Origin of the sequence: Candidatus Nitrosotalea okcheonensis, assembly GCF_900177045.1 — an archaeon.
Lineage (GTDB): Archaea > Thermoproteota > Nitrososphaeria > Nitrososphaerales > Nitrosopumilaceae > Nitrosotalea > Nitrosotalea okcheonensis.
Genome location: NZ_LT841358.1, coordinates 1,511,681 through 1,538,218, shown reverse-complemented (window position 1 = coordinate 1,538,218; position 26,538 = coordinate 1,511,681). Strand labels below are relative to the sequence as shown.

Here is a 26,538-nt window from a genome sequence, read left to right as displayed (position 1 = left end):
CTGATGACGGTGTGAATGTGACAGAGCACTTTGCGGAGTTGAGTGTACAGGAACCCGCGTTACTGAAGGAACCAGTTGAGTTTGATGTAAATGTTACAGTACCTGTTGGAGATGAACCTGTTATTGAGACTGAGACTGTGGTTGGAATACCTACATTGACTGATGACGGCAAGAGTGTAACAATGGTAGTTGCAGATACTGGAGTTACAGTAAGAGTGTTTGTAGCAGAGCTTGTTGCATCAAACATATCACCATTATATTTTCCTGTGATAACAACAGAGCCTACTGATGACGGTGTGAATGTGACAGAGCATGTACCAGATACAAGTGTACAGGAACCTAGACTAAATGAGCCGGAACCACCGGGGGCAGTAAATGTTACAGTACCTGTTGGAGATGAACCTGTTACTGAGACTGAGACTGTGGTTGGGCTGTTAAGATTAGATGATGACGGTGTGAATGTAAGAGTAGTGGTAGTTGATACTTTGTTTACAGTGAGTGTGGACTGGCCAGAGCTTGCTGCGTTAGTTGCATCACCGCCATAGTTTGCTGTAATTACAGCAGAGCCTACTGATGACGGTGTGAATGTGACAGAGCACTTTGCGGAGTTGAGTGTACAGGAACCCGCGTTACTGAAGGAACCAGTTGAGTTTGATGTAAATGTTACAGTACCTGTTGGAGATGAACCTGTTACTGAGACTGAGACTGTGGTTGGAATACCTACATTGACTGATGACGGTAAGAGTGTGAGGGTGGTGGTAGTTGATACTTTGTTTACAGTGAGTGTGGACTGGCCAGAGCTTGCTGCGTTAGTTGCATCACCGCCATAGTTTGCTGTGATAAGAAAAGATCCTTGTAATGACGGTGTGAATGTGACAGAGCATGTACCAGATACAAGTGTACAGGAACCTAGACTAAATGAGCCGGAACCACCGGGGGCAGTAAATGTTACAGTACCTGTTGGCAACAAACCTGTTACTGAGACTGAGACTGTGGTTGGAATACCTACATTGACTGATGACGGCAAGAGTGTGACCAGAGTGGTTGTGGTAGATTTAGTTACAGTGAGTGTGGACTGGCCAGAGCTTGCTGCGTTAGTTGCATCACCGCCATAGTTTGCTGTAATTACAGCAGATCCTACTGATGACGGTGTGAATGTGACAGAGCACTTTGCGGAGTTGAGTGTACAGGAACCCGCGTTACTGAAGGAACCAGTTGAGTTTGATGTAAATGTTACAGTACCTGTTGGAGATGAACCTGTTACTGAGACTGAGACTGTGGTTGGGCTGTTAAGATTAGATGATGACGGTGTGAATGTAAGAGTAGTGGTAGTTGATACTTTGTTTACAGTGAGTGTGGACTGGCCAGAGCTTGCTGCGTTAGTTGCATCACCGCCATAGTTTGCTGTAATTACAGCAGATCCTACTGATGACGGTGTGAATGTGACAGAGCACTTTGCGGAGTTGAGTGTACAGGAACCCGCGTTACTGAAGGAACCAGTTGAGTTTGATGTAAATGTTACAGTACCTGTTGGAGATGAACCTGTTACTGAGACTGAGACTGTGGTTGGAATACCTACATTGACTGATGACGGCAAGAGTGTGACCAGAGTGGTTGTGGTAGATTTAGTTACAGTGAGTGTGGACTGGCCAGAGCTTGCTGCGTTAGTTGCATCACCGCCATAGTTTGCTGTAATTACAGCAGATCCTACTGATGACGGTGTGAATGTGACAGAGCACTTTGCGGAGTTGAGTGTACAGGAACCCGCGTTACTGAAGGAACCAGTTGAGTTTGATGTAAATGTTACAGTACCTGTTGGAGATGAACCTGTTACTGAGACTGAGACTGTGGTTGGAATACCTACATTGACTGATGACGGCAAGAGTGTGACCAGAGTGGTTGTGGTAGATTTAGTTACAGTGAGTGTGGACTGGCCAGAGCTTGCAGTATTGTTTGCATCACCACTATATGTCGCTGTGATCTTAACAGGACCTGCAGTTGGTGTGAATGTGACAGAGCATGTACCAGATACAAGTGTACAGGAATTTACATTAAAGGAACCAGAACCTGTTGTTGTAGTAAATGTTACAGTACCTGTTGGAGATGAGCCTGTTACTAAGACTGAGACTGTGGTTGGAATACCTACATTGACTGATGACGGTGAGAGTGTGATTGTAGTTTTCGATTGAGGACCTAGTACTGAAACTTGATTACTACCAGTATCTGTTACGTAAACGTGTTTGTTAATTGAATTGTACGCAGCTTGAAACGGATTGGTAACTAACGATGATGGAATCAATGATATGGTTTGATTTACAGAGTTGGTTGCTCCATTAATCACCGAAACAGAATTATCTCCAATGGTAGGGACATAGATATTGTCATTACTAGGATTATATCCAGGTGATTGTGGACCAGAACCTACAGGAATAGGAGTTGCTTGTAATGTCAGACCATTAATTACGTATACAGATGATGCACCTCCATCAGATACGTAAATGTTACCGTTTGTTGGATTAAATTCAATACCATCTAAACTGGTTGCAGCTGGAATTGTAATATTTTGAATCAGAGATGGAGGATTTGTTGCTGAATTTATTACGCTTACAATGTCGGGATAATTTGCAGTGTAAACGTAACCATTAGTAGAATCAAAAACTATTGCATATGGGTTTGAGTTTATTGATATGGTGGTAACAATACTATCATTAGATGTATTAATTACTGAAACTGTACCACCAAGCCCAGAATTTGCAGAAAATATGTAATGATGTACAGGATCTAAAGTAAGCATTGTAGGATTTGAGTTTGCTGGCAAGGCAATAGTGTCAACAACATGGTGTGTCCCAGCATCAATAACTGAAATTGTACTATCACCATTATTTGCTTCAAAGTAATGATTGCTTGAAGAATCAAAAATGATTCCATACGGAGTATTACCAACAACAATAGGAAGACCTCCGGTTACTGTGTTTGTTGCAGTATCAACAGTTGAGACTGTACCAAGAGCATTATTGGCTATTGCTGCTTCACCATTAGGATTAATTGCTATACCAACAGGATTTGCTCCGGAGGATAGACCAACTGTTGCAATAACTCCATCATAAGCAAAAATTGGTCTGTTTGACAAAGGAACTAGAATGAGAAGTAAGATTACAATGACTGCGACAATTTTTTGATTATGCACATTCAATGGGATTTTGTATTGTTGAAAATTAATATACTTTCTTATTTTTCTAGGTTTTCCATAAAAAAATTAGAAATTTCCACTATGGAATTGAAAAATTTATGAAATTACCAAAATGGAACCAGATCACATAATTTCCGACCATCTAGGTATAAAATCAATGTGCACCTATTCCAACATTTTCTGAGAGTTATGGAAAGATGTCTTCCTTGAGTTAATAATTAAAATAAACAAAGAATGAGGGTTTCCCACCATCATTTTAACCGCTTTCTAGACCTAACTGTGTGCGAATGTAATTTGCCATGTGACAGCAAGTGTATCTGCAGTACCCAAGCTAATTCCTGGAACTATTATCTGACGCGCATACATGTTAGTGGAATTAAATCCATCAAACAAGCCTGCTTCGTTAATGGTTGTTGTGGTTGATGATGCATTAGCAAGTTTTCCTGCTGCCCAATTTCCTACGATTTTAGCTCCCATACCAGTACCAAGGTTAGCATTTATTGCTGTAACAGTACCAAGTACGTGTGAACCTCTTTGTGTTGCAAGATCTGTTTGTGTGTATGCAGCCACTGTAGTTCCAGTTCCTACTCCAACATATTTGAATATGCCAGGTGGAGCTGTAGTTGTTTGCAATCCTGAGCCAAACAAAAGATTTGTCGTAGCGTTCAGACCATTACTTACCACCATGTTGTCAGTTTGTCTGTATGCCTTGATATCACCATACTGGTCCTTTACAACTGCTGTGATATGACCAAGTATTACTGGTGATTCCTGAGCACCAGAATTCGTTTGGGTTGTTTGTACATTTTGTGTCAATGAATACACTCCACTAGTTGACATGGCTATCACTCCTAGTAGAATCATAGCCATATTTCGTTGTGAAATTTTCATTACAATTTTTAACACATGGTAGTTAATTAATCTTTGTGATAATTTCATAAATAATAATGAAATTATGACTAACTTTATAAAAAAATTAGAAATTTCCACTATGGAATTGAAAAATTTATGAAATTACCAAAATGGAACCAGATCACATAATTTCCGACCATCTAGGTATAAAATCAATGTGCACCTATTCCAACATTTTCTGATAGAGTTATGGAAAGATGCCTTTCTTGAGGTTCAGGCGACTGGGGTAAAGTAACATTAACAGGATTTGGAGTGGATTTGTCTTTCGCAGTGTTATCACCAGACAAGCCAAGTGCAATTCCAGCAATTGCAAGAATTACTACGCCTATTGCTATCATGATGCCTTTTCTCATTTTACTTGATCTTACATTAGTAGTATAAAAGGCTGGCAGATATTGCTAAAACTACTGGACATGCTTTTAATCTCTGTTTTTTCTAGCCAGCATATGAAAAAATTAGTTATTGCAGTAACAATGATAATTATAATTTGTCCTCATTTTGCTTTAGCTCAGCCTCAAATTTTCACCACGTTGAGAGGAGGTACAGACTCTATTGTTTGGGATGGCAAATGGAGCTATTTACAAGAATGGAAACCAATGACTGAAAATATTCTCAGATTTAATGATGGTAATGAGTTGTCAGTTAAAACTGGACACGATCGTGAAAACTTGTATGTATTTCTAGATTTTATTTCAGAGGAACAATTTAAAAAAAAATCTGATTATGGAGTAGTTTGTATTGCAGCAAATAAAACTGCGGAATCAGATGTACAAAAAAATGATTATTGTTTTCTTGTTGCACTTGGATCGTATAATCCATTGACTTTTCAAGGAGGAGGAGATCTAGTGGCAACAAATCATTTTGTGAAAATACAAAATGATCCTGGTTTGATAGCAGTTGGTGGTGTTTCCGATGAACATGATCGTTACAGTGGTACGCCTCATCCATCATACGAATTTAAGATTCCAATCAAAGTAATTGGAAGTTCTGACATGTACAGTTTTTACGTAGCAACATATGACGCACAGACAGACAAAGTATACAGCTGGCCACAGAACATAACTAATAACGAGTTTCCTGCAATTCCATCGCCATCAGAATGGGGAGAGCTAATTTCTCCGGACAAATCATTACCAGAATTTCCTTGGCCTCTTTTTATGATGATATTCGCATTTTCTCTAACTATCTTTGTTACCAGAAAACAATCTTTGTCAAAGGACAAATTAGTTTAAGATTTGAGTAAAATATCAAATCAGTTTGAACGGCTTGATGGCAACATAGTCAAATGTAAAAAATGTCCCAGGTTACATAAATACATACAAGATGTGGCGAAACATAAAGTCAAACGATTTCAAAATGAAAAATATTGGGGAAAACCATTAACCGGCTTTGGTGATACAAACGCAGAACTTTTGTTAATAGGTCTTGCACCAGCAGCTCATGGAGGCAATAGAACTGGCAGAATGTTTACAGGCGATAGCTCCGGAGATTGGCTTGCAAAAGTCTTGTACAGATATGGTTTCTCGACAAAACCTACTAGTACAGGTAAAGATGATGGTTTTGCATTGATCAACACATACATTACTGCTGCAGTAAGATGTGCACCACCTGATAACAAACCGCTCAAGGAGGAAATCAACAACTGTTCAGGTTTTCTTGAAAAAGAACTAGCATTATTAAAAAATGTCAGGGTCGTCATTTGTTTGGGAAGAATAGCTTTTGACTCATGTTGTAAATTACTTGATATCAGGGGTAAGAAATTTTCCCACGGTGGAATATTCACACATGAAGGTTTTGTGATAATTACATCATATCACCCAAGTAGACAGAATACTCAGACTGGACGACTGTCTTGGAAACAATGGTCACATGTGTTTGTAGTTGCAAGAAAATATGTAAATAAAACTGGATGATTTTATTTATGCCAAATATTATATCATATTTTTTCATGTAAGGTAAAAAGAAGACGCATTCGCCAGTCTCCCCATCCGAGCTTCCCTACTCGTATGTTGATTGTGACGATACGCCGGAGGGTGATGGAACTGATGGGAATCTGTCGCCAATCTGCTGTTCTGCAACTGCAGATGCTTCTTGCAAAATCCTTTCCGTCTCTTCGTTTGATGCATCAGTATCGACATTAAAGTCTCCACCTGCTAGCGAGTCCATCATCAAACCGTTGAGAGTTTGTGTCATCGCATTAAGTTCAGAATCTGCTTCTGGCATGAACCTTCCAAGTGATGATTTTAGTCCCTTCATTGTGGACATTGCAGGGGCGATTGCTACCATTGCATCACCGAGGTCATGTATTGTAGTTAGACGCAATTGTACTTGCTCTAATGCCATTCTAGCATTTCCTAACATCTTTGACACTTTTCTAATCTCAGCTAGTTCGTTTGACAGAACTCTACTTGTTGCTGCATCGTGATGTTGCATTGCGGCCACGATTCTTTTGAACAACTGAGCATCTCTTTCTCTCAGCTTGCCCAACATAGAATCCATCTTCGATATTTGACCCTGTAACTTGTTCACAGCGCCCTCTATCCTAGGTTTGAGTGCACCCTGTGGTTTTACAGTTTCACGTAATTTTTCGGTTATACCAACAGACTCTGGTCGAGTCCAGGTCTTATCGAAGCCGGTCATGCGGGGTAGTTCTAAAGTTGGTTCTTAATGGAAGGTGTATACATTCCTCAACACCAGACTAAATTTAGCTCACAAAACGTAAATCAGACTTTTTATCATTTCACCACATCATGGTAAAGATAGCAGTTTTTGATTCAGGTCTTGGCTCCCTGTCAGTGATTAAACCAATACAAAAAAAAATCAGCGCGGAAATAATCTATTTTGCAGATCAAAGAAATTATCCATACGGTACCAAGACTGTAGCTCAACTAGATAAAATAATAAAAACTACCATTCTAAAACTGCAGGAAAAATTTGATCCAGATGTTATCGTAGTTGGCTCAAATACTCCATCATTATTACTAGACATTGAAAAAAAAGACAAGATAATCGGAGTATTTCCTCCCTTAAAGGAGGCTGCGTCAAAAACAAAATCTGGAAAAATTGGAATACTTGTAACAAAAACAGTTGTCAAAAACAAAATTCTTGATAAATATATAAGAAAAAATGTTCCATCTAGAATTCAGGTTACAAAGATTAACGCTACGTTACTTGTAGAACTAGTCGAGTCTGGCAAATTCATTTCTCAAAAACAAGCATCAAGAAATATCATCAAGAAAATTATCAGTCCATATGTAGAAAACAACGTAGATGTGTTCACTCTATCAAGCACTCACCTACCGTTTCTTCTGCCAATTTTAAAAGAATTGTTTCCGGATGTGGTATTTTTAGATCCGGCAGATACCGTGGCACAACACATTTCAAAAATATTAAAACACAGATCAGAAAAACCTAGATTAAAAATTTATTCTTCGGGCGATATTGAAACTTTTCACAAAAAACTAATAAAGATTGGAATTAAAAATAAAGTAAACCAATTATGATTTTATCTGGGCTTTTCTATATCCATGCGTAAATGTCTTGTCATATAGTTTTGAATACTCGTACGACTTTGGATTTACAACATCTCCAATTATTATGATTGCAGTCCTTGTTATTTTTTCATCACGTATTTTTTTTGCAATGTCTTGTAAAGTCCCCATGATTATTTTCTCATCGCTCCAGCTTGCCCTATAAACCACTCCAACAGGTGTTGATTTTGAGTATCCTCCCTTGATTGCCTCTTGTACAATTTTTGGCAGGAGGTGAATGCTGAGATAGAAAATTAGAGTTGCCTTGTGTTTTGCAAGTTCGGATATTTGTTCTCGTTTTGGCACTTTGGTCCTTGATTCTGCTCTTGTTACAATGATGGTTTGTGTAACTCCTGGTAGTGTGAGCTCGCATCCAAGTGCAGCAGCAGACGCTAGAAATGATGTAATTCCCGGTACTACCTCATAGTCTATCCCTTCTTTTTTGAGATTGTCTGTCTGCTCCCTTATTGCTCCGTATATGCTAGGATCCCCATCGTGCAGTCTAACAACAAGTTTTCCTTTTAGTGCATTTTCTTTTAGAATTTTAAAAATATCTTCTCTTACTAGTTTTGCAGCATCGTGGAGTTGTGATTTTTTGCACATCTTGATTATTTCTTGCGGAATGAGCGAACCAGAATAGACCACGACATCGGCTTTTTGGATCAGTTTCTTTGCTTTGACCGTTATTAGTTCAGGGTCACCAGGCCCGCAGCCTACAAAGTATACCTTACGCACGCTTAATTCTGCAGATCACAGGGTTCATAAATTTTGGCAATTATAGCCCAACCCACTCTTGTTACTATATACCATGTAAAACATACAAGAATGACCTTAATTACAAATAAAGTAATCAAATCTGTAAATCAGCATTTTATTTCCAACTAGACAGTTGTGAAAATGATGGAAACATTTTGTTGCAGGGTGGAAACAATGTATCAGAATTGGTTTTGAAAATGATGCAACAACACTGAAGAGATTATCTAGTGTGGCATATAGTAAACTTGGCCATACAATATCTTGTAATATTATAAACTTCATGCAATATCAAAGGCAGCAGAAATATTGTCCAAAAAAGAAACTAGAGGAGCATCAATTCCATGTCCCAAATACGGAAAGTGACTCCAAGAATAGGGAACATGGAAAAGTTCTGATCGGAACAGAGAGCTCTGGTGCGAGTCTTGTCAGAGATGGTTAGACCGAGATGTTGTTGCTGTCATGAATCAGTCTCTGCGATGGCTGCCAAGGTTTGACAGTTCTAAAGTCAATGCAAATGAAGTGGTGAAAAGAAACGTGGAAAACATGCCACTAATCCTACAAGTCGATGCATAAGTCGTTACTTTGTTAATGAAGAATCGACAGAACCGGCACGTTTTACCACCATTATTGAAAAATATTTTGTAGTCATGGTGTCTTTGGTGACCTGACCCAGAGTTAACTTTTTGACAATCTCCTGGTCGGTCCCAATGTCCTGTCCAATTGCAAAAATTGAGCTGTCTGGAAAACCAGCTTCTTTGAGTAGTGTTATCACTTGATCAAAGTATCTCCCATCTTTTAGAAATATCATGGTATCACAATTTTTCGCAGTCTCTTTTACTCTGGATAGATCATAACATGACGGAATAACTGCCATGGTTTCAGCACCTTCGGCAAGACTGATTCCCACCTTGGATGCAAAAGTAAACATGGATACAATTCCAGGTATGACGCTTATCTTTATCTCGGGATATTTTCCGTGTAATTCCCTGTCAATGTAGATCCATGTGCTGTAAAGATAAGGATCACCTACTGTAAGATAGATCACTTTTTTTCCAGAGAGAACCTTTTCTGCAATGACTTGAGCATTTTGCAACCAACTGTTTTCCAGGGTATCTTTTTCTTTAACCATTGGAAAAACCAAGTTAACAACTTCCGGTTTCTTGGACTTGTCTACTAACGATTCAATTATGGAATAAACTATACTTGGTTTACCCTCTTTAGATGTAGGACATACTATAACCTCAGCATTTTGTATTGCTTTGACTGCCTTTACTGTTAAAAGATCCGGATCGCCGGGACCACAGCCTACACAGACAAGATCAAACATTAATTGAAATCAAAGTCGTACCTAATTAAAGTCTAGATTTTGGTTGCAGATATTATAGTTACAGGATTTCTTGCTAGAAACATGGTACCTGTTGAAGTTTTTCTGCTCTTGGATATGGTTATCTGAATTATATCAACCGATGAGAATGATAGTTTTTCAATGATATTTAGCACAGAGTATAATGTTTCAACAAGAATTGTTCCTATCACTATTCTACCTCCTTGTTTTAGCTTTGATTCACATAGTTTTATTATCTCAGCAGTCTCCCCACCCGTACCACCAATGAATATTGCATCAGCTATTGGTAGCTCACTAATTTTTTGCATTGCATTTCCCAAAATGACAGACACGTTAGAAATTTGGAATTTTTCCAAGTTTTTCTTTGTGAGCTCTACTGCATTTGGATCAATGTCTATTGAAAAAACTTTTCCAGTAGATCCTACTTGATGTGCAGCTTCTATGGATATTGATCCACTACCACATCCAACATCATATACTGTCTGTCCAGATGAGAGTCTTGCCTTGCTTATTTGGATAACACGAACTTCCTCTTTTGTGATTGGTACATCATCTACCCTTTCAAATAATTCATCTGGAATTCCAGGGGTTTTATGTTGCCACATTAATTTACTGGAAACTGTTTAATATTTAGAATTACCTGACTGTTAGAATTCCCACATCTGGATGAATTAGCGTGTTTACTAGTATCCAACAAAAGATGAACATCAGAAAGTAGCTTCCATATCCTGTTGTAATGAGTTTTTTCTTGTCTGAGGGAATAATAGGAATTTTCATTGATTTTGCTAAAACATATGAAACAATGAACAGTATTATCATTATTCCAAAACCCAATACCATTCTAGATGATTCAATTGATTGACTACTTCCAATTAGTGCAGAAAGTGATCCTGCAAGAACTCCCAGACCTACTCGTAACCAGAATAATTTATCCAGTCCGCTCTTTCTCCTTGACTCGTCAGTTATACTAGGCGGTGATTCCACTGGATTATCCTTTGCAGTATCATTGCCATTAGATTTCTCGTCTTCTTTTTTCTTTGGATGTCTTACCAACTAAATTTTCAAAATCACTCGGTTTAATCCCGTTTAAAATGTTTGGTTACAATAGTAAAGGTAAATCAATGGCCAGAAGAGTTAGGTATCATGACACTTGCAGGTATAGAGTTACGTTATATAATTACGGAGATGAACAGACAAGTAAAGGACTATTATGTAAGCAATATTTATGGCATAAGCCGTAGCAGTCTTCTTTTCAAATTACATCACGCGGAAAAACCAGATTTGCTTGTCATGTTCTCTACCTTTGGTTTGTGGATAACTGGAATAAAGATAAATCAAATGGAAGAGAATCGACTGGTAAAACGATTAAGAAATGATCTTTTGCGCAGCAAAATAACAGAAATAAAACAGCTTGGCAGTGAACGAATTGTTTATGTAACATTTTCAGGATTTGACCAAGAATTTACCCTAGTTGGGGAATTCTTCGGTGACGGCAACATCATACTATGCAATAAAGAAATGAAGATTCTATCCTTATTGCATTCAATTGATGTCAGACATAGAAAGCTTGCAGTAGGATTGACTTATGTACCGCCTCCATCTTCTGGATTAAATATTTTAGAGGTCACAGAGAAAAATATTGAAGAGATCAAAACAAGTTCCACACCAATTGTAAGATGGGTAGGAAGAACATTAGGACTGCCAGGAAAATATGCAGAAGAGATAATTCGGACAGGTAATCTAGATCCAGACAAGTTAGGAAATACATTATCAGACAAAGAAATTAAAGATATTTTCCAAGCAACAAAAGGTTTGATTGACAAAGTAACAACAGGAAATCATGATGCATACATAATACGCGATGTAAAAAATTCAGATGTAATTCCCATACCCCTTGGTGACATGAGTCAGAGGAGTAATGCAGTAAAAGTATCTAGTTTCATGGAGGGACTAGATTCACTTTTTTCAGAAAACCTTCTTGAGCATGGCAAATCATCGCAATCTACTACCGCAAACCAGAAAATCACCGAGCTTGAGCATAAACTTGAAGAGCAAAATAAAGCAATTTTACTAGTAAAAGAGAGATCAAGCTCAATCTCTAGCGTAGCAAAGGCCCTCCTTGAGATATCATACACTGGTATAACATCTATTGAAGATCCATCAATCCGTCCATTATTGGAGAAATACAACTCGCACACAACAAGAGAGAACGGTATTTTTTTGATAAATATCATTGGAGAAAAAATAAAAATCGATCCACAGTCATCAATTCAGGCAATTGCTTCAACATTGTTTAACGAGTCAAAGAAACAGATGAGGGCAACTGATACAATCAATGTAGAAAAGAAAAAAACTGAGAAAAGTTTGGAGCTTGTCAAAAAACAAGCAAGCATTGCACAGAATTCTATCGTATTTGCAGTTCAAAAAAAGAAAGAATGGTTTGAAAGATACAGGTGGTTTATTACTTCAGACGGTCGCTTGGCAATAGGGGGACGCGATTCCTCCTCAAATTCTGCAGTGATCAGGAAACATCTTAACAAGAATGACATGGTATTCCATGCAGAGATTGTAGGATCACCATTTTTTCTTTTAAGAGAAAGTACTGAGCATGATCTTGCCAGCGTAAAAGAAGTTTCACAAGCTACCGTATGTTTCAGTAGAGCGTGGAAAGCAGGCATATATGGATTAAATGCGTATTGGGTTAAACCAGATCAAATCAAGACTGCAGCACCAAGCGGACAGTTCATTGCAAAAGGATCATTTGTAATCGAAGGATCTAGAAATTTTGTACAGGTAACCACATTACAGCTAGCAATCGGCTTGTACGAAAAAGATGAAAATCATCTTTTGATGTGCGGAACACCTCAAGCAATCAAGAAAAATTGTATCTATTATATTACAATAGAACCATCTGGGATGGACATGGCAGAGTTTGCAAAGAAAGTGAAACTAGAATTCATGAAATTCAAAGAGAGGGAAGAAATAGTAAGAGCAATTTCAATTGATGACTTTACTAGAGTACTTCCTACAGGAGAGAGCCACATAGTAGAAGCTGGTCATGGAGAGGCATACTATTGAGCACATACAAACCAAATTTTGTTGTAGATTCAATGTTGGGCAATTTGGCAAAAAAATTGAGAATTCTCGGGTATGATTCAAAGTATTTCTCCTCAATTGAGGATGACAAATTGATTTTGATAGCAAAAAATGAAAAGCGCATAATCTTGACAAAAGATGAACAGCTTACCAAAAAGGCTGAAAAGCAGGAGATTGAGTTTATTCTCATCAGAGGAAACGATGAATCAGAACAAATTATGCAGATAGATGCAAAAGTTAATTTTGGTATATTTGTGGCAGATACAAACAATTCTAGATGTATTTTATGCAATGGGAACCTGCAATCAGTTGAAAAATATCGTATTATAGGAAAAATTCCAGAAGGTGTACTAGAACGAGAAAAAAAGTTTTGGATGTGTGATTCTTGTAAAAAGATTTACTGGGAAGGAACTCACTTTAAAAAACTTCAAGAATTTATAATGAAACTAAATGATAGAATGAATTGAGTATATCAGATGAAGATGGTCAGAGATTAGTAAAAACTGCACGCCTAGTTGTTACAGAATATCTCAAAGAAGGAAAAAAAATAGAATTATCAAAAGAGATTAAATCCAAATTTGCGTACAAATCAGGAGTATTTGTCACACTAAATAAAAAAGAAAAACTGAGAGGATGTATAGGATTTCCAATGCCTGATAGAATATTGCACCAATCTCTTTTAGATGCAGCCATTGCATCATCCACAGAGGATCCTCGTTTTCCACCTGTAGTATTTGAGGAGCTAAATGAAATTATATTTGAAGTAACTGTGCTTACTCCACCTATTGAGATCAAGGTTAAGGATACGTCTGAATATCCTAAAATGATCAAGGTAGGAAGAGATGGTCTGATTATGAGATGGGAATTTGGGTCAGGTCTGCTTTTACCTCAGGTTTCTGTTGAATATGGATGGAACGCAGAAGAGTTTCTAAATCATACCTGTGAAAAGGCTGGGGCTCCTTTCAACTATTGGAAACAAAAAAGTGCAAGGATTTTGAAATTTGAGGGAATTGTCTTCAAAGAAACCAAGCCAAACGGGCAAGTCAAAAGACTAGAGCTATAGAATTTTACCTGCAATTGCATCAAGTGTGACTTGATCATTTTCTTGGAGTAAATCATAATCATTTTTGTCTACAACAACCAGTGGGATATTTGATATAGCACATCCAGATGCTGTTGTCAAATCAGCCTTTAGACAAATCATGGCAAGTGGTGCACAGTTGTTATATTTTAGAGAGTATATTGTATATGCACCAACACTACTTCCCACGCCAAAAGGAAATGCAAGAACTTTATTGCCAATTGATTTTCCAAAAAGATCATGTTTTTTATCATGTACTAGACCTGATTTTTTATCAATTCCTCCAAGAAAGTTTATTGGGTTTTTAGCTACAAGTAATGAACCTTGTGCTTTTCCTCGCACGATTATTTTGACATTCATTTTGTTTCCTCTTCTACGATTCTTTTGAGGCTCTTTAGGTTGACATCAACATTGTTAGATGTTCTCAAATAATATGCGCCTTTTACGCTATTTGTGACAACAGAATCTACCTCTTTGTTATCAACTAATGGAGACAAACAAGTACAGCAGTCGTACAAGAGTTCTCCTCCGGCTCGCTTTATTTCATTTGCATAACCCAAGTCTGTTATTTGTCCTTTAATTGCCCGTGGACAAAAGATCATGCAACGTTTTTGAAATGATCTTCCTTTGAGCATTAAAGCCAAGTCGGCAATTTCTTCAATGCCAAGTTGAGGACTGCCAAGTGTGATCAAATCTCCCTTCTCAGAAGTATTGAGTTCATCATGAATTTTTTGCATTTCATTTTTGTCAAAATCAATTTTCTCGCCTTCTTCTTCTCCAAATGTGAACATACCACATGCTCCAGATGTGCCCATGCCTGCACACAAAGACTTGCAGCTGCGTCTGTCAAGATTGTTTACGCCAGACAGAGCAACGGAACTACCTGCAACTTTGCCTGCAAAATATCCAAGCATTCCATAAGTCAATTCATCACGCGGTTCTACCTTCATACGAATTGTCAGGTTTGGCTTTCTGACATCATCATCTCTTAGATCAGAGCACGGACTTTTGCCTGTAAGTGCGCTTGCAAGAGCACTGAATGCGCCCTCTTTGTTTGTCTTGAGCCCAGAAAATGAGTTTGCATAAATTGCAGCATTGCTCTCTGCAAAAGAAACATGGGTTCCTTGTTTTGGAACATCAAAAATTTCATATGGAATACAAGAATAAGATGGAATTACCCCCATTTTTTCATATGAGTTTTTAATGCTGCGTTGATTTTCAATAAATTTGTCATCTAGTTTGTATTGTGAAACTGAATCAAAATCAAATCCCATTGGGTTTACTGTTGTTTTTACTTTGAATCTGGCATCCTTACTTAGATGTGAAAGAAATTCTTTTCCTGCATCGCCTATGGTATTGTAATTGACCCCAGACAAATGTGCCCATTCTATTGGAATTAGCCTATCAGCATTTGATGCCTCCCCAATTGCTACAAGAGTCCTATACGCAAGTGCAAGAGTCTCTCCTTGTTTTCCATCAAGTGCCGCCTCTTCTTCTTTTGTTAATTCCAATTACATTACTTTGTTATAACAGATATAATACTTGTATGATCAATACAAGATCAGTTGGAAAAGATTGTAAGAATTTTAGATGGTATGATTTCAACAATGAATTCTGTCAAGCCGCCTCGTATGACAGCACTCAGAGAGCTACGTGAGGCGGAAAATGGAAGTCCTCTTAGTATCTTGATAGGAACAATACTTTCTGCCAGAACTAGAGATGAAAGCACCGCAGCTGTGGTAAAGACATTATTTTCAAGATACAAGACTGCCCGTGCACTTGCAAGTGCAAAGTTAGCAGATGTTGAAAAGATAATCAAGCGAACTGGTTTCTATCATGTCAAGGCTAAAAGAATAATCGAGGTTGCATCAATCATAGACTCAAAGTATTCAGGCAAGGTCCCTAAAACTATGGAAAACTTGCTGAGTCTGCCAGGGGTGGGAAGAAAGACTGCCAATTGTGTTCTAGTCTATGCCTTTGATGAACCGGCGATACCTGTTGATACACATGTACATAGAATTTCCAATAGACTTGGACTGGTACAAACAAAAATTCCAGAAGAAACAGAAGTTGAGTTGATGAAAAAAATTCCACGGGAGCAATGGATTAGGATAAATGACACTTTTGTCATGTATGGCCAAAATATTTGCAAGCCAATTTCACCAATGTGTTCTGTCTGTAAGATAAAAAAAGACTGTAATTATTACAAGACCAAAGACTAGGACGGTTTAGTCTCGGGGATTTTTTTTGCCTCTTCTGAATTTCTATTCTTAGTTTTTAATAATACAAAAATCAATGCCAATGTTACTGCAAGTACCATAAATGGCATGTAAAATATTATATTTTGAGAGGGATCTCCAGAAATAATACTAAAGGTAAATGCTCCCGAATCTACTGGAGGAGGATCAGAAGCAGAATTCATTCCAGAAACGGTAAATTCTCTCATTGTAAAACCGGCGATATCCAAGTTGGAAACTGCCTCCTTTTCACCAACACTAACAGTAAGACCGCCACTACTTGAGTGGGTTGCAGTGATAAGTTTGTCAGGAGTCCAGCCTAGATGTTTTTCATCATGAATTATAAAGTATCCATCTTCCGGGGTATTTACTGCAACCCAGAATCTGTAGTCTGGTGGACCTCCCATCCCAATTTCTATAAACTTGGGTGCATTAACATCCTCATACAATCTCACTACCGTATTGCCGTCCTGATTTGTATAGTGGAGCTTATTTTGCATTTCAATATCCCAATTGGTTACATGCTCGTGATCAAGTTTGAAAAGCGTGGCATTTTTGGCATATACATTAAATGCACTATATGGTACTAGAACTGAATCATAACGCTCAGACTTGTTCATGGTTGATTCCTGAGCATATGCAGGCAAAATGGTGCCTGCCAATAAGAGTACAACTAGCAAGACACGCATAGCTTTCAGTAATATATCATTTCAATAAAAATCTAATCCACAAAAGGATTATCTAATTTCGTTAGTACCTTGAATACCTCTGGCCTCATCATATACTCAGATGGACTCTGTTTGTCAAGAATCATCGCCCTAAGTTTAGTCCCGCTCAGACTTTCTTGGTATTCTGTACCATGTGGACAATTTCGCTCACTTGCAAATGACAAACATTTTCTGCAATAGAAAAATGCTGGAAAGAAGATTGGTTCTATGCCAATGTCAGGATACGAATCAAATATTTTTTGCGAGGCAAATGGATCATAATAGGTACCTACACCTGCATGATCTCGACCTATTATGATATTAGTGCAGCCAAAGTTTTTTCGCATTATAGCATGGTGTATTGCTTCTTTTGGTCCTGCATACCTCATTTCTGTATGCAATGTACCAAGATAACACCTGTTTAGAGGATAGTAGTATGATATAAGAGTCTCATAAGCAGTAACGATTGCTTCGTCTTTATAGTCTCCAGATTTTTTCTTACCTACTAGAGGATTCACAAATAATCCATCGTGAGTATTAAGAGACGCTTTTTGAAGCATTTCATGCGCCACGTGTGGAACATTTCTTGTTTGAAATGCCACAATTGTTTTCCACCCCGCCTTTTGGAAAAAATCTCTTGTTTCAATAGGGGTCTTTCTGTATCTCCGGATTTGAGTTTCGTCTGATCTTTTCACATAATCAATTTTTCCACCAATAAGAAATTCTTTCATATTCATAGTTTTTGCCACACCCGGATGCTTTAGATCAGATGTACCATAGACTTTGTTTGAGACTAAATCCTTATCAAAATTATAAACATCCTCAACATGCAAGATAGCAAAATTTTTGCCTTCCACATTCAGGGCAACATCTCCTGCATCTTTCATCTTTGTAGCAGTATCCTTGTCTACATCAAGTACGATGGGAATTGTCCACGGCAAACCGTTTCCAAGCCTACCTTCAGAAACCACTTTCTCAAAATCTTCTTGCATTAAAAATCCTTCAAGTGGACTAAAAATTCCATCAGTAATATTTTCTATATCATTTGCAAGATCAACATTAACACTGATTGAAAACAACTGGTTTGGATCTTCTTTTGAAATCCTGTTTACTAGTTTACCACCATGTGGTTTTGCTACACCAATATTTGTCATCTATATCACTTGTTGTGTTCTGCGTGTAATCCACATTCTTTCTGGGAATCAGATTCCCACCACCAGCGTCCAGCTCGTAGCGGTTCTCCAGATTTTATTGCACGCGTACATGGTTCACATCCAATACTGGGAAATCCTTTGTCATGTAATTTGTTATATGGAACATCATTTTTCCTGATATAATCCCAAGTTTGCTCCCAGGTCCATTCTATTATAGGATTTATCTTGATGATAGAGTTATGTTGTTCATCTAGTTCAAGCTTGTTTGCATTTGATCTCACCTCAGTTTGATCTGCTCTTAATCCCGTAATCCATCCATCTAATGTTGAAAGAATTCTATTTAGTGGATGGACCTTTCTTATTCCACAGCAAAGTTTTCTGTTGCCTATGTTATCATAGAATAGATTCAATCCATTTACACGAACCATTTGTTCCACTTCGTTCTGATCTGGAAACATTACTTCTATGTTCATGTTGTATTTCTTGCGTATTTCATCCATTATATCATATGTTTCCTGATTAAGCCTTCCAGTGTCAAGAGTAAAAATTCTTGATTTTGGGTTTATTTTCATCATCATATCAATTACAACTACATCCTCTGCACCAAAGCTTGATGCCATGGCTATTCTAGGGTGAAGATTATCTAATGACCATTTAAGAACTTCCTGAGGAGTTTTCAGACTTTCATTTAACTGCTGGATTTGTGAAACAGTAAACTTGGGCATGATAAAATTTATTATTATTCGTCATATAATTATTCGTACTGTAAACTTTGACTGATCTTAATTTTCTTGATTACTAAAGATAACAACAGTATGACATGCCTTTTTCTTGTAAATAATCTCTCATTTAGTAATGATATATATCATAAATCCATCAAACAATCATTGAAACCATCAGAAGAATTGTATCCATGATGAAGACTTCATTCTAGAGTTATAAATAAGATAAACCATGAAAACATAATGTTAGAAAAAACCGTGCTTGTCATTTTTCCATCTATTTATTCCTTGAACAAAATAAACAATCTCGCAGCAAATATCTCAAAAATTCTCAAGATAAAAAATCAACATCATAGTGGCATAAGAAAAAACGAGTCACTCATTATTGTAGAAGCAGTTGATCCAGTTCTAGCCTCATCTGCGGTAAACCTTTTATTCGGAATAGACAAGATTGCGATTGCAAAAGAAGTAGATAATAATTTTGATTCTGTTTTGTCGGCCATTACAAACACTGCTCTGAGCTTGCTCTTAAAAGGAGAAAAATTTTATGTAAAAGTTGAAGGAAAAACAGAAAAATTCCTAGCAAAAGATTTGGAAGTTGCATCAACTGCAATGTTGGTGGAGAAAAGTATGCATCTGGAAGCAAAGCCTGGCTCAGAATCAGACCACGATAGACTCGTATACGCTTATCTCACAGATGCATATGCCTATGTATGTATTTTTGTGGACAGTGGATTGAGTGGCATCCCATACAATTCACAAAGAGAAAAAATTCTATGCTGTATTTACGATGAGCTTTCTGCCATAGCGTGTCTCCAAACCATAAAAATGGGTTTTGAGGTGAAGATATTGATTTGTTATCATAATGAATCAGATTTGCTCAAATTAGCTAAAATTGTAAACAAAATGCTACCAAGAATCATAGAAAAAAACACAGTCCTTCACATATGCAAGATGGATAGATCCCCAGGAATACCAACCACAATCACCGTAATAACTCAAGTTATGATATCAATAGCATCAAGGGAAAAGATTGGAAGAATATCTTTGGGAATATCTCCCATGATCTTCCCAGCATCATTTTGTGAATACAACGCAAACTTGGCATTTCAGAACAAGATTATTCCATGGTTTTCTCTTTCTGGCATAGACTCTGGAATTTTGGAAAATGCAAAAGAAATAGGATTGGAGAAATATATTGCAAACTTGGAAGATCTTTGTAAGAAACATTCCAACTATAAGAAAATCCCCATGTCCCAGATATCAAAACATGCAAAGAGTGTACTAAAGACAATCAAGAGCATCCAAGTTACTACAGGTCCAAAAAACATACACGATATAATTGACTCATTAAAATCAAATCATTGAGAATTTAAACGGGTCAAATTTACTTGCTGTTATGAAAAAAATAGGCGGATTCATCTATCCTTGGGGAAATGGCCATTTTACAAGAATGATGAATCTTGACAATACAATTCAAGATATGATGAAAGATAATGTTGAAATGCATTACACAAGTAGCGGTGAAATTTATCAAAAGCTAATACAGAAATTTTCCCAAAGAAAAGATACAATCCACAACATCGAGATGCCAACACCAATAGATGGTAAAAAAGGTCCCAGCGTTGCCTTGTCTTCACTTAATTTCCTCTTACCAATATCTGGAAGGCCTCCTCTACTTTCAGTTGTAACTAACTACTTGAAAAAGGAAGCAAGACTTTACAATAGTCAGAAATTCGACCTCGTCATAAATGACGGTGACGTGGGATCAAATGCAATTGCATTAAGAAGAAACATAAAGTGCGTTTTCATCACAAACCAGTTTAGGCCAAGGCTCTGGGCCTCTAGATTTTATCTTTATCCAGGAGTATTATACGTATCAAAAAATATTGAAAAAGCAACGAAGATAATAGTTGCAGATTCCCCTCCGCCTTATACCATATGTGAGTATAATCTCAACTTTCCTGAAAGATTAAAGGATAAGGTAGCGTATGTGGGTCATTTTTCAAATGGTGTAGTAACACATTCTACGCCAAAATCCGATATAGAAAAGCTAATTGAAAATGTGGATAGTTTTGGATATTGGATGATAACAGGAAACAAATCTACAAAAAAAATAACTCTGGAAAATTACAAAAGGGCTTTTTACAGTTCCGAGATGAGAGGTGAGAGAAGAATAATTTCACATGCAAGTGCTGATCCATCTCTGGACAAAGTTTTAGGAAATGATGGAAAAACATATTCCATTTCTGAAGCATTGGAAAAGAAGATAGACTGGATTCAGATAGATGTTGGGTTTTTGTCAGAGCAGGAAAAAGATACGGTTCTTAGCTTATGTAAATATGCAGTGATAAATGGATCACATACAGCTATGGGAGAAATATTGGGAGGAAAAGCAAAACCAATCATAGGAATACCAGTCTATGACGAACACACCAATCAGATAAAATGGGCACAAGATAGGAATCTGGGGATCTTGTCTACAACCGTTAAACACACTATCAAAGCAGTTTCTTTGATACACAATGATTACAACAAGTACCAAGAAAATCTTTTGGAATTTTCAAGAAACTACAGTACCGGCGGTACAAAGAATACAGTCAAAATAATCTCCGATATGTTAGAAAAGTAGAAAGAATTATAATTTTTTTAATCCTAGTACATAGTTCTGGTACGCGGCATTTTAGATGGGCGAACTGACCTTTTAGGGATGAAGACATAGACCGCGTACCAGAAACTGACCAAAAGCTTTTATGGATAACTTTGATGATCGCCGTCGTTGACTGAATGTCCCGAATGTGCAGCCAAAGAAGTAGTGGTAGAAATGAAATTTGATGCCAATACTAAACACTTCATTTGTAAAAAATGCGGTTTGTTTGCTACAAGGGAACAAGTAAGTGATATCAGATACAGATTGAACAAGCGAGAGAAAACACGTGAAGACAAACATGATGAATATCGTGATTGGTGGACAACAAGTAAGAAAGAAAAACAGGGCTAATTATAGTGAGTATGATGGGAAAAGAAAAAGAAATTCCAAAGTGGGTACAAGATGAGATAAGGGATGCCAAATTTGGCAAGCCAGAATCTTTTACAAGAACTGGTTACATACTTGAGATTTATGAAAAAGATATGAAGATTGATTCTCAACTTTATGAGGCCATCGAAGATGGAAGAAAGATAATAGAAGGAATGAATCTGCCAAAGAAGACAAAGCCCGCAGACCTCATGAAGGGAGTTGTTTATGAATTTACAATAAACTCATCAAAGGCCCCGTTAAGCAAAAAAGTTATCGAATTTCTTAAAAAGGAAATGGAAATTGATATGGATGCAATTTATCAGTTTGAACTTGCAAAACTTGAACTAATGGATGTAGACTCGGATTCTTCAGGAGAAGAAGAGTCGGAAGAAGAATAGATCATTCTTTTCAATCCAGTTTGGATTTTACTGATTTTCGGAAAATTTCGCCTACTATAGGATTTATCAAATATGGAAAAGTCTGCTTTAGCCATATTACGAATCTTACTATTTGTGGAACAACAATCTCGATTCTAGGTGATGATGCGGCTCTGACCACAGCATTTGCCACTGTCTTTGAATCAAGTGATGTGGCTGAATATCGCGGCATCTTGCCAAAAGACTCGTGATTAAAGAAATTAGTTCTCACCATTATTGGACTTACAACAGTTATTCCTACTCCAGTCCCCTTTAGTTCGTGAAATAATGATTCAGAAAATCCCAGCATGGCAAATTTTGATGCACAGTAAGATGCCATTCCTGGAATTCCAATACTTCCCGCTACAGATGCCACATTAACAATATGTCCGGATCTTTGTTCTAGCATTTTTTGTAGAAATGTCTTCGTGCAATACATCATTCCAAGAAAATTTGTGGATATTTGTGACTCCATTTCATTGATTTTTGTTTTTTCTACCGTATTGTATATCCCAAAACCAGCATTATTTACAAGTACATCGATTTTACCAAATTTTTCAATTATAATTTTTCCCATTTTATCCACCTGATCTTTGTTAGAAATGTCACATGCGTAAGCAAAAGCCTCAATGTTATACTTTGATAATTTTGTAGCTATTTCCTGCAATCGCTTCTCATTTCTGGATACAAGTACAACATTGGCATGTAGTTTTGCAAATTTTTCAGCTGACTGTTCGCCGATTCCACTTGATGCGCCTGTAATAACAACTACTTTACCAGAATAATCCAATAATTAAAAATTGAAAGACTGAAAATAAAGTGCTTTCTATACGGTTTTTGCTTTCTTTATGCTTGGATAAACCACTTTCATAAGGAAGAGCCAGCTTATTACAAGGCCAACGTGATAGGTAGCTATTCTCCACGCAATCACAATATTCCATTGGAGACTATTCTTGGCAGCCTCAAATGTCAAACTATTCAAGTGTCCCAAATATGCCCAGATTGAAAATTCAGTAAGACCAGAACCCCCAATGGTAATTGGTAGATTGCCTACTGCGATGGATGCCATTGTAGCCATTAGAGAATGGAAAAAGTCTATCACATATCCTGCACCATTTGCAATTATCATAAAGGATAAACCATAAAGTGACCACGTAAATACAGAAATTATTATTGAAACTGTAAATGCTTTTTTGATCTCTTTGGTATGAAGGGTCTGTCTACTCATGTCGCAAATTTCTTTCATCCACAGATTGGTTTTATCAACATATTTCAATGAGCGCTCTTTTCCTATTTTTGTAGCAATTCTAGAAGCCCAGCCAGGTATCTGAAAGGTTCTTTTTGATGACAAAAAGAATAGAGTAGCCCAAAGTCCAGTTATAGGAATACTAATTGCAAGTATTGTTATTCCCATAGCATAAGCGCCATATACAAATGAAATTGCTGCAGCAACAATTGCAAATGCCCCTGAGACCAGTACTTCAGTTACAATTTCTATTATTGTTACCCAGGATGCTTTTCCAATAGGAACGCCTTTTTTTCCTAACCACATTATTCTAACCAATTCACCACCTACAAAAGATGGAGTAGTAGACGTTACAAATTCGCTGCCTATCCTTACAGAAATTGTTCTCCAGTTTACATCCACGGGACCCAAGAATTTCTTTACAAGATAATTAAATTTTAGTCCTTGAGTGAATAATTTACCAGCCATGGCAATTGAGGCTCCCAAGAAAGGTAGGAAGCCTATTGCAAGAAGATTTTCAAGATTCACATTAAATGTGGCTGCAATGATAAGAAACGGTATTACACTAACAGGAATGGCAAGAATCTTCCAATTCATTGCCTGCCTTACTTAGAGATGGAAATATAAGCTCAACATAAAATAAATTATCAGAAAAATGAAGGCGATTTTCATAGTAGGAACTGCAGGAGCGGGAAAATCTTTGCTAGCTTCTAAAATTCTGGATTATTATTCTAGAAATGGCGCTTTCGTTGGAATGTTAAATCTAGATCCAGGTGTTGAGAATCTCCCCTATACATGTGACATAGATGTTAGGGATTACATAGACATCATGCAGATCATGAAACAATATGATCTTGGCCCAAATGGAGCTATGATCATGGCAAATGATCTTATTGCGTCAAAAATAGATGATCTGCAAAATGAAATAGATAATGTAAATCCAGATTATCTCATAATAGATACACCTGGCCAAATTGAGCTGTTTGCTTATAGAGCCAGTGGACCATTTCTTATACAAAACTTGAATGCAGAAGAAAAGGCGTCTATATTTCTTCACGATGGATCGCTTATGACATCTCCTAGCAATTTTATTTCAATTGCATTACTTGCTACTTCAGTAAAATTACGACTTGGTTTATCACAAATAAATGTCCTAACAAAAACAGATCTTATTGAAGATAAGATTAAAGAGATATTAAAATGGTCAACAAACATGACAAGTCTAGAAGATGCACTTGCAAAAAATTCTGATGGTGAAAATTATACTCTTGCGATAAATATTCTTAGAGGCCTGAATTTGGGAGGATTTGCACAGGGGACAATTCCCATTTCTAATGCTACTGGGGAAGGAATGGCAAACCTTCAAGCTGCGCTAAGCCGTGTACTCAATTTAGGCGAAGAGGTAGAGGATTAATGAAGAATGTAAGTGCTAGAGCTCCAAGCTCTACAGCTAATCTGGGTCCTGGTTTTGATGTGTTTGGATTAGCTCTTGACGCATATTATGATGAAGTACAGATAACAAAGCAAGGAAGGGGAATAACTATTGAGAGTTCAGATTCTGTTCCTTTGGAGCCAGAAAAAAATTCAGCAGGACTAGTAGTCAGGGAAATGGCAAAAAAATTCAAGATAAAAGACGGGCTTTTAATTAAAATCAAGAAAGGAGTTCCAGCGGGGTTTGGAATGGGTAGTAGTGCAGCATCTGCTGCAGCTGCGGCAATTGCATTTAATGCATTATTTGACCTTGGCCTTGACCCAAATAGCCTTGTAAAATTTGCAGGAATTGGAGAAAAAGCAAGTGCCGGATCTATTCACTATGATAATGTTAGTGCATCAGTTCTAGGCGGATTTGTGATAGTAAGAACAGATCCGCTTGACGTGATAAAAATTGACCCTCCAAAGGATTTGGTTTTATGTGTAGCAATACCAAAAATCAATGTTCCAAAAAAAAAGACACAAGTATCTAGGGGAGTTCTTCCTCAACAAGTAAAATTATCAGATTATGTGAAAAATCTTGCTAATGCATCTGCAATAACTACAGGATTCATCAATAAAGATGTAGAATTGATAGGTCATTCAATAAAGGACATAATTGTAGAGCCTGCTAGAAAACATTTGATTCCAGGCTTTGACATGGTCAAGACAAATGCACTAAAAGCTGGTGCGCTAGGTGTAACAATAAGCGGTGCAGGTCCATCAGTAATTTCATTCACATCAAAATCTGCTGATCATAAGAAGATCTGTAAAGCAATGGAAAAAGGATTTGCATCAGCAGATACAAAATGTACTACTGTAATTTGTAGGCCAAGCAAAGGCGCTTTTGTGCTTTAGTTATTTCTTTGCAATGAATTTACGCATTCTTTCTTCTCTATCCTTGGTTGAAAAACATACAGCCCATGAATAGATTTCAAGTTTCAATCCGGTATCAAGATTTGTATCAGTTCCTCTGTTTACAAGCATCTTAGAGATTCCTATTGCAAAACTACTGTTTTTAGATATTGCTTTTGCATATGCTCTAGTTTCAGCAAGTAGACTCTCAGATGGAAATATTTTATTTATCAAGCCCATTGAAAATGCTTCTTCTGCAAGAATTTTTCTACCGGAAAATATTAGATCTTTGGCTCTGGCTGGACCAATTATTCGTAATAGTCTTTGTGTACCACCCCAGCCTGGACAAATTCCTAATGTAACCTCTGGCTGGCCAAGTTGTGCGTTCGGTGATGCAAATCTGATATCACATGAGAGTGCAAGTTCACATCCTCCTCCCAAAGCATACCCATTTACTGCTGCAATGACAGGTTTTTCTAATTTTTCAATCCTGTTCAAAACTTCGTGTCCACAAAGTGCATATTTTTCTGCCTCGGCTGGGCCAATGCTACTCATATATTCAATATCTGCACCGGCTGAGAAAGCTTTTGGACCGTCACCAGTAATAATAATGACTTTGGAAGAGTCTTTTTCCAAGTCATCAAGAAGAGAGATAAATTCATTCATGACATCCAGATTCATTGCATTTAGTTTGTCTTGCCTATTGATTGTAATTTGAACAATTTCTTCTTCTCGTTCAACTTTTAGATACGTCATATATGAAAAATATTTTAGCAGAAATTAAACTTTAGAGACATGTTTT

At 37.3% G+C, this 26,538-nt stretch carries 30 protein-coding genes; 14 read left to right on the top strand and 16 right to left on the bottom strand.

Annotated features, from left to right (window positions below; translation table 11 throughout):
- From BQ3481_RS09165 to BQ3481_RS09155, 3 genes are all read right to left on the bottom strand, one after another.
- Positions 1-3,187 (bottom strand): beta strand repeat-containing protein (locus BQ3481_RS09165; protein ID WP_231911907.1); only part of this gene is annotated, 3,187 nt, incomplete at its 3' end.
- Positions 3,188-3,463: 276 nt separating this feature from the next.
- Complete coding sequence (locus tag BQ3481_RS09160) at positions 3,464-4,081, bottom strand: hypothetical protein (RefSeq protein WP_157927988.1); 618 nt, start codon at positions 4,079-4,081, stop codon at positions 3,464-3,466.
- 173 nt (positions 4,082-4,254) lie between these two features.
- Positions 4,255-4,455 carry a hypothetical protein gene (locus BQ3481_RS09155; protein WP_157927987.1) on the bottom strand — a complete coding sequence of 67 codons (201 nt, stop codon included), beginning with the start codon at positions 4,453-4,455 and terminating at the stop codon, positions 4,255-4,257.
- Between the two features lie 93 nt (positions 4,456-4,548).
- Here BQ3481_RS09155 and BQ3481_RS09150 point away from each other — a divergent pair, with 93 nt between their 5' ends.
- Entirely contained in the window at positions 4,549-5,334 is a 786-nt protein-coding gene (locus tag BQ3481_RS09150) for a hypothetical protein (protein WP_157927986.1), read from the top strand.
- Positions 5,335-5,346: 12 nt separating this feature from the next.
- Positions 5,347-6,015: a uracil-DNA glycosylase gene (locus tag BQ3481_RS09145; protein WP_157928547.1), complete on the top strand. Its 669-nt coding sequence runs from the start codon at positions 5,347-5,349 to the stop codon at positions 6,013-6,015.
- Positions 6,016-6,100: 85 nt separating this feature from the next.
- On the opposite strand, the gene BQ3481_RS09140 is transcribed toward BQ3481_RS09145, so the two are convergent.
- Positions 6,101-6,742, bottom strand: a complete 642-nt coding sequence (locus tag BQ3481_RS09140; protein ID WP_157927985.1) for a Snf7 family protein — start codon at positions 6,740-6,742, stop codon at positions 6,101-6,103.
- Between the two features lie 110 nt (positions 6,743-6,852).
- Here BQ3481_RS09140 and BQ3481_RS09135 point away from each other — a divergent pair, with 110 nt between their 5' ends.
- Entirely contained in the window at positions 6,853-7,605 is a 753-nt protein-coding gene (locus BQ3481_RS09135; protein ID WP_157927984.1) for a glutamate racemase, read from the top strand.
- On the opposite strand, the gene cobM is transcribed toward BQ3481_RS09135, so the two are convergent.
- Positions 7,600-8,367, bottom strand: coding sequence for a precorrin-4 C(11)-methyltransferase (cobM, locus tag BQ3481_RS09130; protein WP_157927983.1), 768 nt, complete (start codon positions 8,365-8,367; stop codon positions 7,600-7,602). The genes BQ3481_RS09135 and cobM overlap by 6 nt on opposite strands.
- A 250-nt stretch (positions 8,368-8,617) precedes the next feature.
- On the opposite strand from cobM, the gene BQ3481_RS09125 reads away from it, so the two are divergent.
- Positions 8,618-8,827 carry a hypothetical protein gene (locus BQ3481_RS09125; protein WP_157927982.1) on the top strand — a complete coding sequence of 70 codons (210 nt, stop codon included), beginning with the start codon at positions 8,618-8,620 and terminating at the stop codon, positions 8,825-8,827.
- A 138-nt stretch (positions 8,828-8,965) separates the two neighbouring features.
- Here BQ3481_RS09125 and cobI read toward each other — a convergent pair whose 3' ends face one another.
- The 3 genes from cobI to BQ3481_RS09110 are packed head-to-tail and all read right to left on the bottom strand — an operon-like array spanning position 8,966 to position 10,786.
- Positions 8,966-9,715, bottom strand: a complete 750-nt coding sequence (gene cobI, locus BQ3481_RS09120) for a precorrin-2 C(20)-methyltransferase (RefSeq protein ID WP_157927981.1) — start codon at positions 9,713-9,715, stop codon at positions 8,966-8,968.
- A gap of 32 nt (positions 9,716-9,747) precedes the next feature.
- Positions 9,748-10,338: a precorrin-6Y C5,15-methyltransferase (decarboxylating) subunit CbiT gene (gene cbiT / locus BQ3481_RS09115; protein WP_157927980.1), complete on the bottom strand. Its 591-nt coding sequence runs from the start codon at positions 10,336-10,338 to the stop codon at positions 9,748-9,750.
- A 31-nt stretch (positions 10,339-10,369) separates the two neighbouring features.
- Positions 10,370-10,786 (bottom strand): hypothetical protein, encoded by a 417-nt coding sequence (locus BQ3481_RS09110; RefSeq protein ID WP_157927979.1) that lies wholly within the window; start codon positions 10,784-10,786, stop codon positions 10,370-10,372.
- 42 nt (positions 10,787-10,828) lie between these two features.
- On the opposite strand from BQ3481_RS09110, the gene rqcH reads away from it, so the two are divergent.
- From rqcH to BQ3481_RS09095, 3 genes are read left to right on the top strand one after another with little or no spacing between them, the layout of a single operon-like run.
- On the top strand, positions 10,829-12,811 hold the full coding sequence (gene rqcH / locus BQ3481_RS09105; protein WP_320410694.1) for a ribosome rescue protein RqcH: 1,983 nt from the start codon (positions 10,829-10,831) through the stop codon (positions 12,809-12,811).
- Positions 12,808-13,296: a Mut7-C RNAse domain-containing protein gene (locus BQ3481_RS09100; RefSeq protein WP_157927978.1), complete on the top strand. Its 489-nt coding sequence runs from the start codon at positions 12,808-12,810 to the stop codon at positions 13,294-13,296. Before rqcH ends, BQ3481_RS09100 begins: the two co-directional genes overlap by 4 nt.
- Positions 13,293-13,892 (top strand): TIGR00296 family protein, encoded by a 600-nt coding sequence (locus tag BQ3481_RS09095; RefSeq protein WP_157927977.1) that lies wholly within the window; start codon positions 13,293-13,295, stop codon positions 13,890-13,892. The genes BQ3481_RS09100 and BQ3481_RS09095 overlap by 4 nt, the downstream gene beginning before the upstream one ends.
- Here BQ3481_RS09095 and BQ3481_RS09090 read toward each other — a convergent pair.
- Together BQ3481_RS09090 and BQ3481_RS09085 are read right to left on the bottom strand one after the other, a co-directional pair.
- Positions 13,887-14,270, bottom strand: a complete 384-nt coding sequence (locus BQ3481_RS09090; protein ID WP_157927976.1) for an aconitase X swivel domain-containing protein — start codon at positions 14,268-14,270, stop codon at positions 13,887-13,889. The two genes, BQ3481_RS09095 and BQ3481_RS09090, sit on opposite strands and share 6 nt — an antisense overlap.
- Entirely contained in the window at positions 14,267-15,421 is a 1,155-nt protein-coding gene (locus BQ3481_RS09085; protein ID WP_157927975.1) for an aconitase X, read from the bottom strand. The genes BQ3481_RS09090 and BQ3481_RS09085 overlap by 4 nt, the downstream gene beginning before the upstream one ends.
- A gap of 96 nt (positions 15,422-15,517) precedes the next feature.
- On the opposite strand from BQ3481_RS09085, the gene BQ3481_RS09080 reads away from it, so the two are divergent.
- Positions 15,518-16,132 carry an endonuclease III domain-containing protein gene (locus BQ3481_RS09080; protein WP_157928545.1) on the top strand — a complete coding sequence of 205 codons (615 nt, stop codon included), beginning with the start codon at positions 15,518-15,520 and terminating at the stop codon, positions 16,130-16,132.
- On the opposite strand, the gene BQ3481_RS09075 is transcribed toward BQ3481_RS09080, so the two are convergent.
- The 3 genes from BQ3481_RS09075 to BQ3481_RS09065 are packed head-to-tail and all read right to left on the bottom strand — an operon-like array spanning position 16,129 to position 18,733.
- Entirely contained in the window at positions 16,129-16,836 is a 708-nt protein-coding gene (locus BQ3481_RS09075; RefSeq protein ID WP_157927974.1) for a hypothetical protein, read from the bottom strand. The two genes, BQ3481_RS09080 and BQ3481_RS09075, sit on opposite strands and share 4 nt — an antisense overlap.
- Positions 16,837-16,868: 32 nt before the next feature.
- A complete protein-coding gene (sat, locus tag BQ3481_RS09070; RefSeq protein ID WP_157927973.1) occupies positions 16,869-18,008 on the bottom strand; it encodes a sulfate adenylyltransferase in 1,140 nt (379 codons plus the stop codon).
- 5 nt (positions 18,009-18,013) lie between these two features.
- Positions 18,014-18,733, bottom strand: coding sequence for a phosphoadenylyl-sulfate reductase (locus tag BQ3481_RS09065; protein ID WP_157927972.1), 720 nt, complete (start codon positions 18,731-18,733; stop codon positions 18,014-18,016).
- 240 nt (positions 18,734-18,973) lie between these two features.
- Between BQ3481_RS09065 and BQ3481_RS09060 the strand changes: the two genes are divergently transcribed.
- The 4 genes from BQ3481_RS09060 (at position 18,974) to BQ3481_RS09045 (ending at position 22,147) form a co-directional block, all read left to right on the top strand.
- Positions 18,974-20,098, top strand: a complete 1,125-nt coding sequence (locus tag BQ3481_RS09060; RefSeq protein WP_157927971.1) for a thiamine biosynthesis protein — start codon at positions 18,974-18,976, stop codon at positions 20,096-20,098.
- 31 nt (positions 20,099-20,129) lie between these two features.
- Entirely contained in the window at positions 20,130-21,362 is a 1,233-nt protein-coding gene (locus tag BQ3481_RS09055; protein ID WP_157927970.1) for a glycosyltransferase, read from the top strand.
- Between the two features lie 147 nt (positions 21,363-21,509).
- A complete protein-coding gene (locus tag BQ3481_RS09050) occupies positions 21,510-21,731 on the top strand; it encodes a hypothetical protein (RefSeq protein ID WP_157927969.1) in 222 nt (73 codons plus the stop codon).
- Positions 21,732-21,745: 14 nt separating this feature from the next.
- A complete protein-coding gene (locus BQ3481_RS09045; RefSeq protein ID WP_231911780.1) occupies positions 21,746-22,147 on the top strand; it encodes a hypothetical protein in 402 nt (133 codons plus the stop codon).
- A 10-nt stretch (positions 22,148-22,157) separates the two neighbouring features.
- Here the strand turns inward: BQ3481_RS09045 and BQ3481_RS09040 are convergent, their stop codons facing one another.
- Positions 22,158-22,955, bottom strand: a complete 798-nt coding sequence (locus BQ3481_RS09040; RefSeq protein WP_157927967.1) for an SDR family NAD(P)-dependent oxidoreductase — start codon at positions 22,953-22,955, stop codon at positions 22,158-22,160.
- A 36-nt stretch (positions 22,956-22,991) separates the two neighbouring features.
- Entirely contained in the window at positions 22,992-24,008 is a 1,017-nt protein-coding gene (locus tag BQ3481_RS09035) for a lysylphosphatidylglycerol synthase transmembrane domain-containing protein (protein ID WP_157927966.1), read from the bottom strand.
- A gap of 58 nt (positions 24,009-24,066) precedes the next feature.
- Between BQ3481_RS09035 and BQ3481_RS09030 the strand changes: the two genes are divergently transcribed.
- A complete protein-coding gene (locus tag BQ3481_RS09030) occupies positions 24,067-24,825 on the top strand; it encodes an ATP/GTP-binding protein (RefSeq protein ID WP_157927965.1) in 759 nt (252 codons plus the stop codon).
- Positions 24,825-25,739, top strand: a complete 915-nt coding sequence (locus BQ3481_RS09025) for a homoserine kinase (RefSeq protein ID WP_157927964.1) — start codon at positions 24,825-24,827, stop codon at positions 25,737-25,739. The genes BQ3481_RS09030 and BQ3481_RS09025 overlap by 1 nt, the downstream gene beginning before the upstream one ends.
- Here BQ3481_RS09025 and BQ3481_RS09020 read toward each other — a convergent pair whose 3' ends face one another.
- Positions 25,740-26,492, bottom strand: coding sequence for an enoyl-CoA hydratase/isomerase family protein (locus BQ3481_RS09020; RefSeq protein ID WP_157927963.1), 753 nt, complete (start codon positions 26,490-26,492; stop codon positions 25,740-25,742). It abuts the gene before it with no gap.
- Positions 26,493-26,538 lie beyond the last annotated feature (46 nt).

Excerpts from the sequence above, each read along its gene's own strand:
- cobI (WP_157927981.1), bottom strand. The coding sequence starts at position 9,715 with ATGTTTGATCTTGTCTGTGTAGGCTGTGGTCCCGGCGATCCGGATCTT.
- BQ3481_RS09080 (WP_157928545.1), top strand. The coding sequence starts at position 15,518 with ATGAATTCTGTCAAGCCGCCTCGTATGACAGCACTCAGAGAGCTACGT.
- BQ3481_RS09155 (WP_157927987.1), bottom strand. The coding sequence starts at position 4,455 with ATGAGAAAAGGCATCATGATAGCAATAGGCGTAGTAATTCTTGCAATT.
- BQ3481_RS09025 (WP_157927964.1), top strand. The coding sequence starts at position 24,825 with ATGAAGAATGTAAGTGCTAGAGCTCCAAGCTCTACAGCTAATCTGGGT.
- BQ3481_RS09030 (WP_157927965.1), top strand. The coding sequence starts at position 24,067 with ATGAAGGCGATTTTCATAGTAGGAACTGCAGGAGCGGGAAAATCTTTG.
- cbiT (WP_157927980.1), bottom strand. The coding sequence starts at position 10,338 with ATGTGGCAACATAAAACCCCTGGAATTCCAGATGAATTATTTGAAAGG.
- BQ3481_RS09060 (WP_157927971.1), top strand. The coding sequence starts at position 18,974 with ATGTTAGAAAAAACCGTGCTTGTCATTTTTCCATCTATTTATTCCTTG.
- BQ3481_RS09150 (WP_157927986.1), top strand. The coding sequence starts at position 4,549 with ATGAAAAAATTAGTTATTGCAGTAACAATGATAATTATAATTTGTCCT.
- BQ3481_RS09075 (WP_157927974.1), bottom strand. The coding sequence starts at position 16,836 with ATGCGTGTCTTGCTAGTTGTACTCTTATTGGCAGGCACCATTTTGCCT.
- BQ3481_RS09045 (WP_231911780.1), top strand. The coding sequence starts at position 21,746 with ATGGGAAAAGAAAAAGAAATTCCAAAGTGGGTACAAGATGAGATAAGG.
- BQ3481_RS09020 (WP_157927963.1), bottom strand. The coding sequence starts at position 26,492 with ATGACGTATCTAAAAGTTGAACGAGAAGAAGAAATTGTTCAAATTACA.
- BQ3481_RS09160 (WP_157927988.1), bottom strand. The coding sequence starts at position 4,081 with ATGAAAATTTCACAACGAAATATGGCTATGATTCTACTAGGAGTGATA.
- BQ3481_RS09065 (WP_157927972.1), bottom strand. The coding sequence starts at position 18,733 with ATGCCCAAGTTTACTGTTTCACAAATCCAGCAGTTAAATGAAAGTCTG.
- BQ3481_RS09135 (WP_157927984.1), top strand. The coding sequence starts at position 6,853 with ATGGTAAAGATAGCAGTTTTTGATTCAGGTCTTGGCTCCCTGTCAGTG.
- BQ3481_RS09055 (WP_157927970.1), top strand. The coding sequence starts at position 20,130 with ATGAAAAAAATAGGCGGATTCATCTATCCTTGGGGAAATGGCCATTTT.
- sat (WP_157927973.1), bottom strand. The coding sequence starts at position 18,008 with ATGACAAATATTGGTGTAGCAAAACCACATGGTGGTAAACTAGTAAAC.
- BQ3481_RS09035 (WP_157927966.1), bottom strand. The coding sequence starts at position 24,008 with ATGAATTGGAAGATTCTTGCCATTCCTGTTAGTGTAATACCGTTTCTT.
- BQ3481_RS09090 (WP_157927976.1), bottom strand. The coding sequence starts at position 14,270 with ATGAATGTCAAAATAATCGTGCGAGGAAAAGCACAAGGTTCATTACTT.
- BQ3481_RS09140 (WP_157927985.1), bottom strand. The coding sequence starts at position 6,742 with ATGACCGGCTTCGATAAGACCTGGACTCGACCAGAGTCTGTTGGTATA.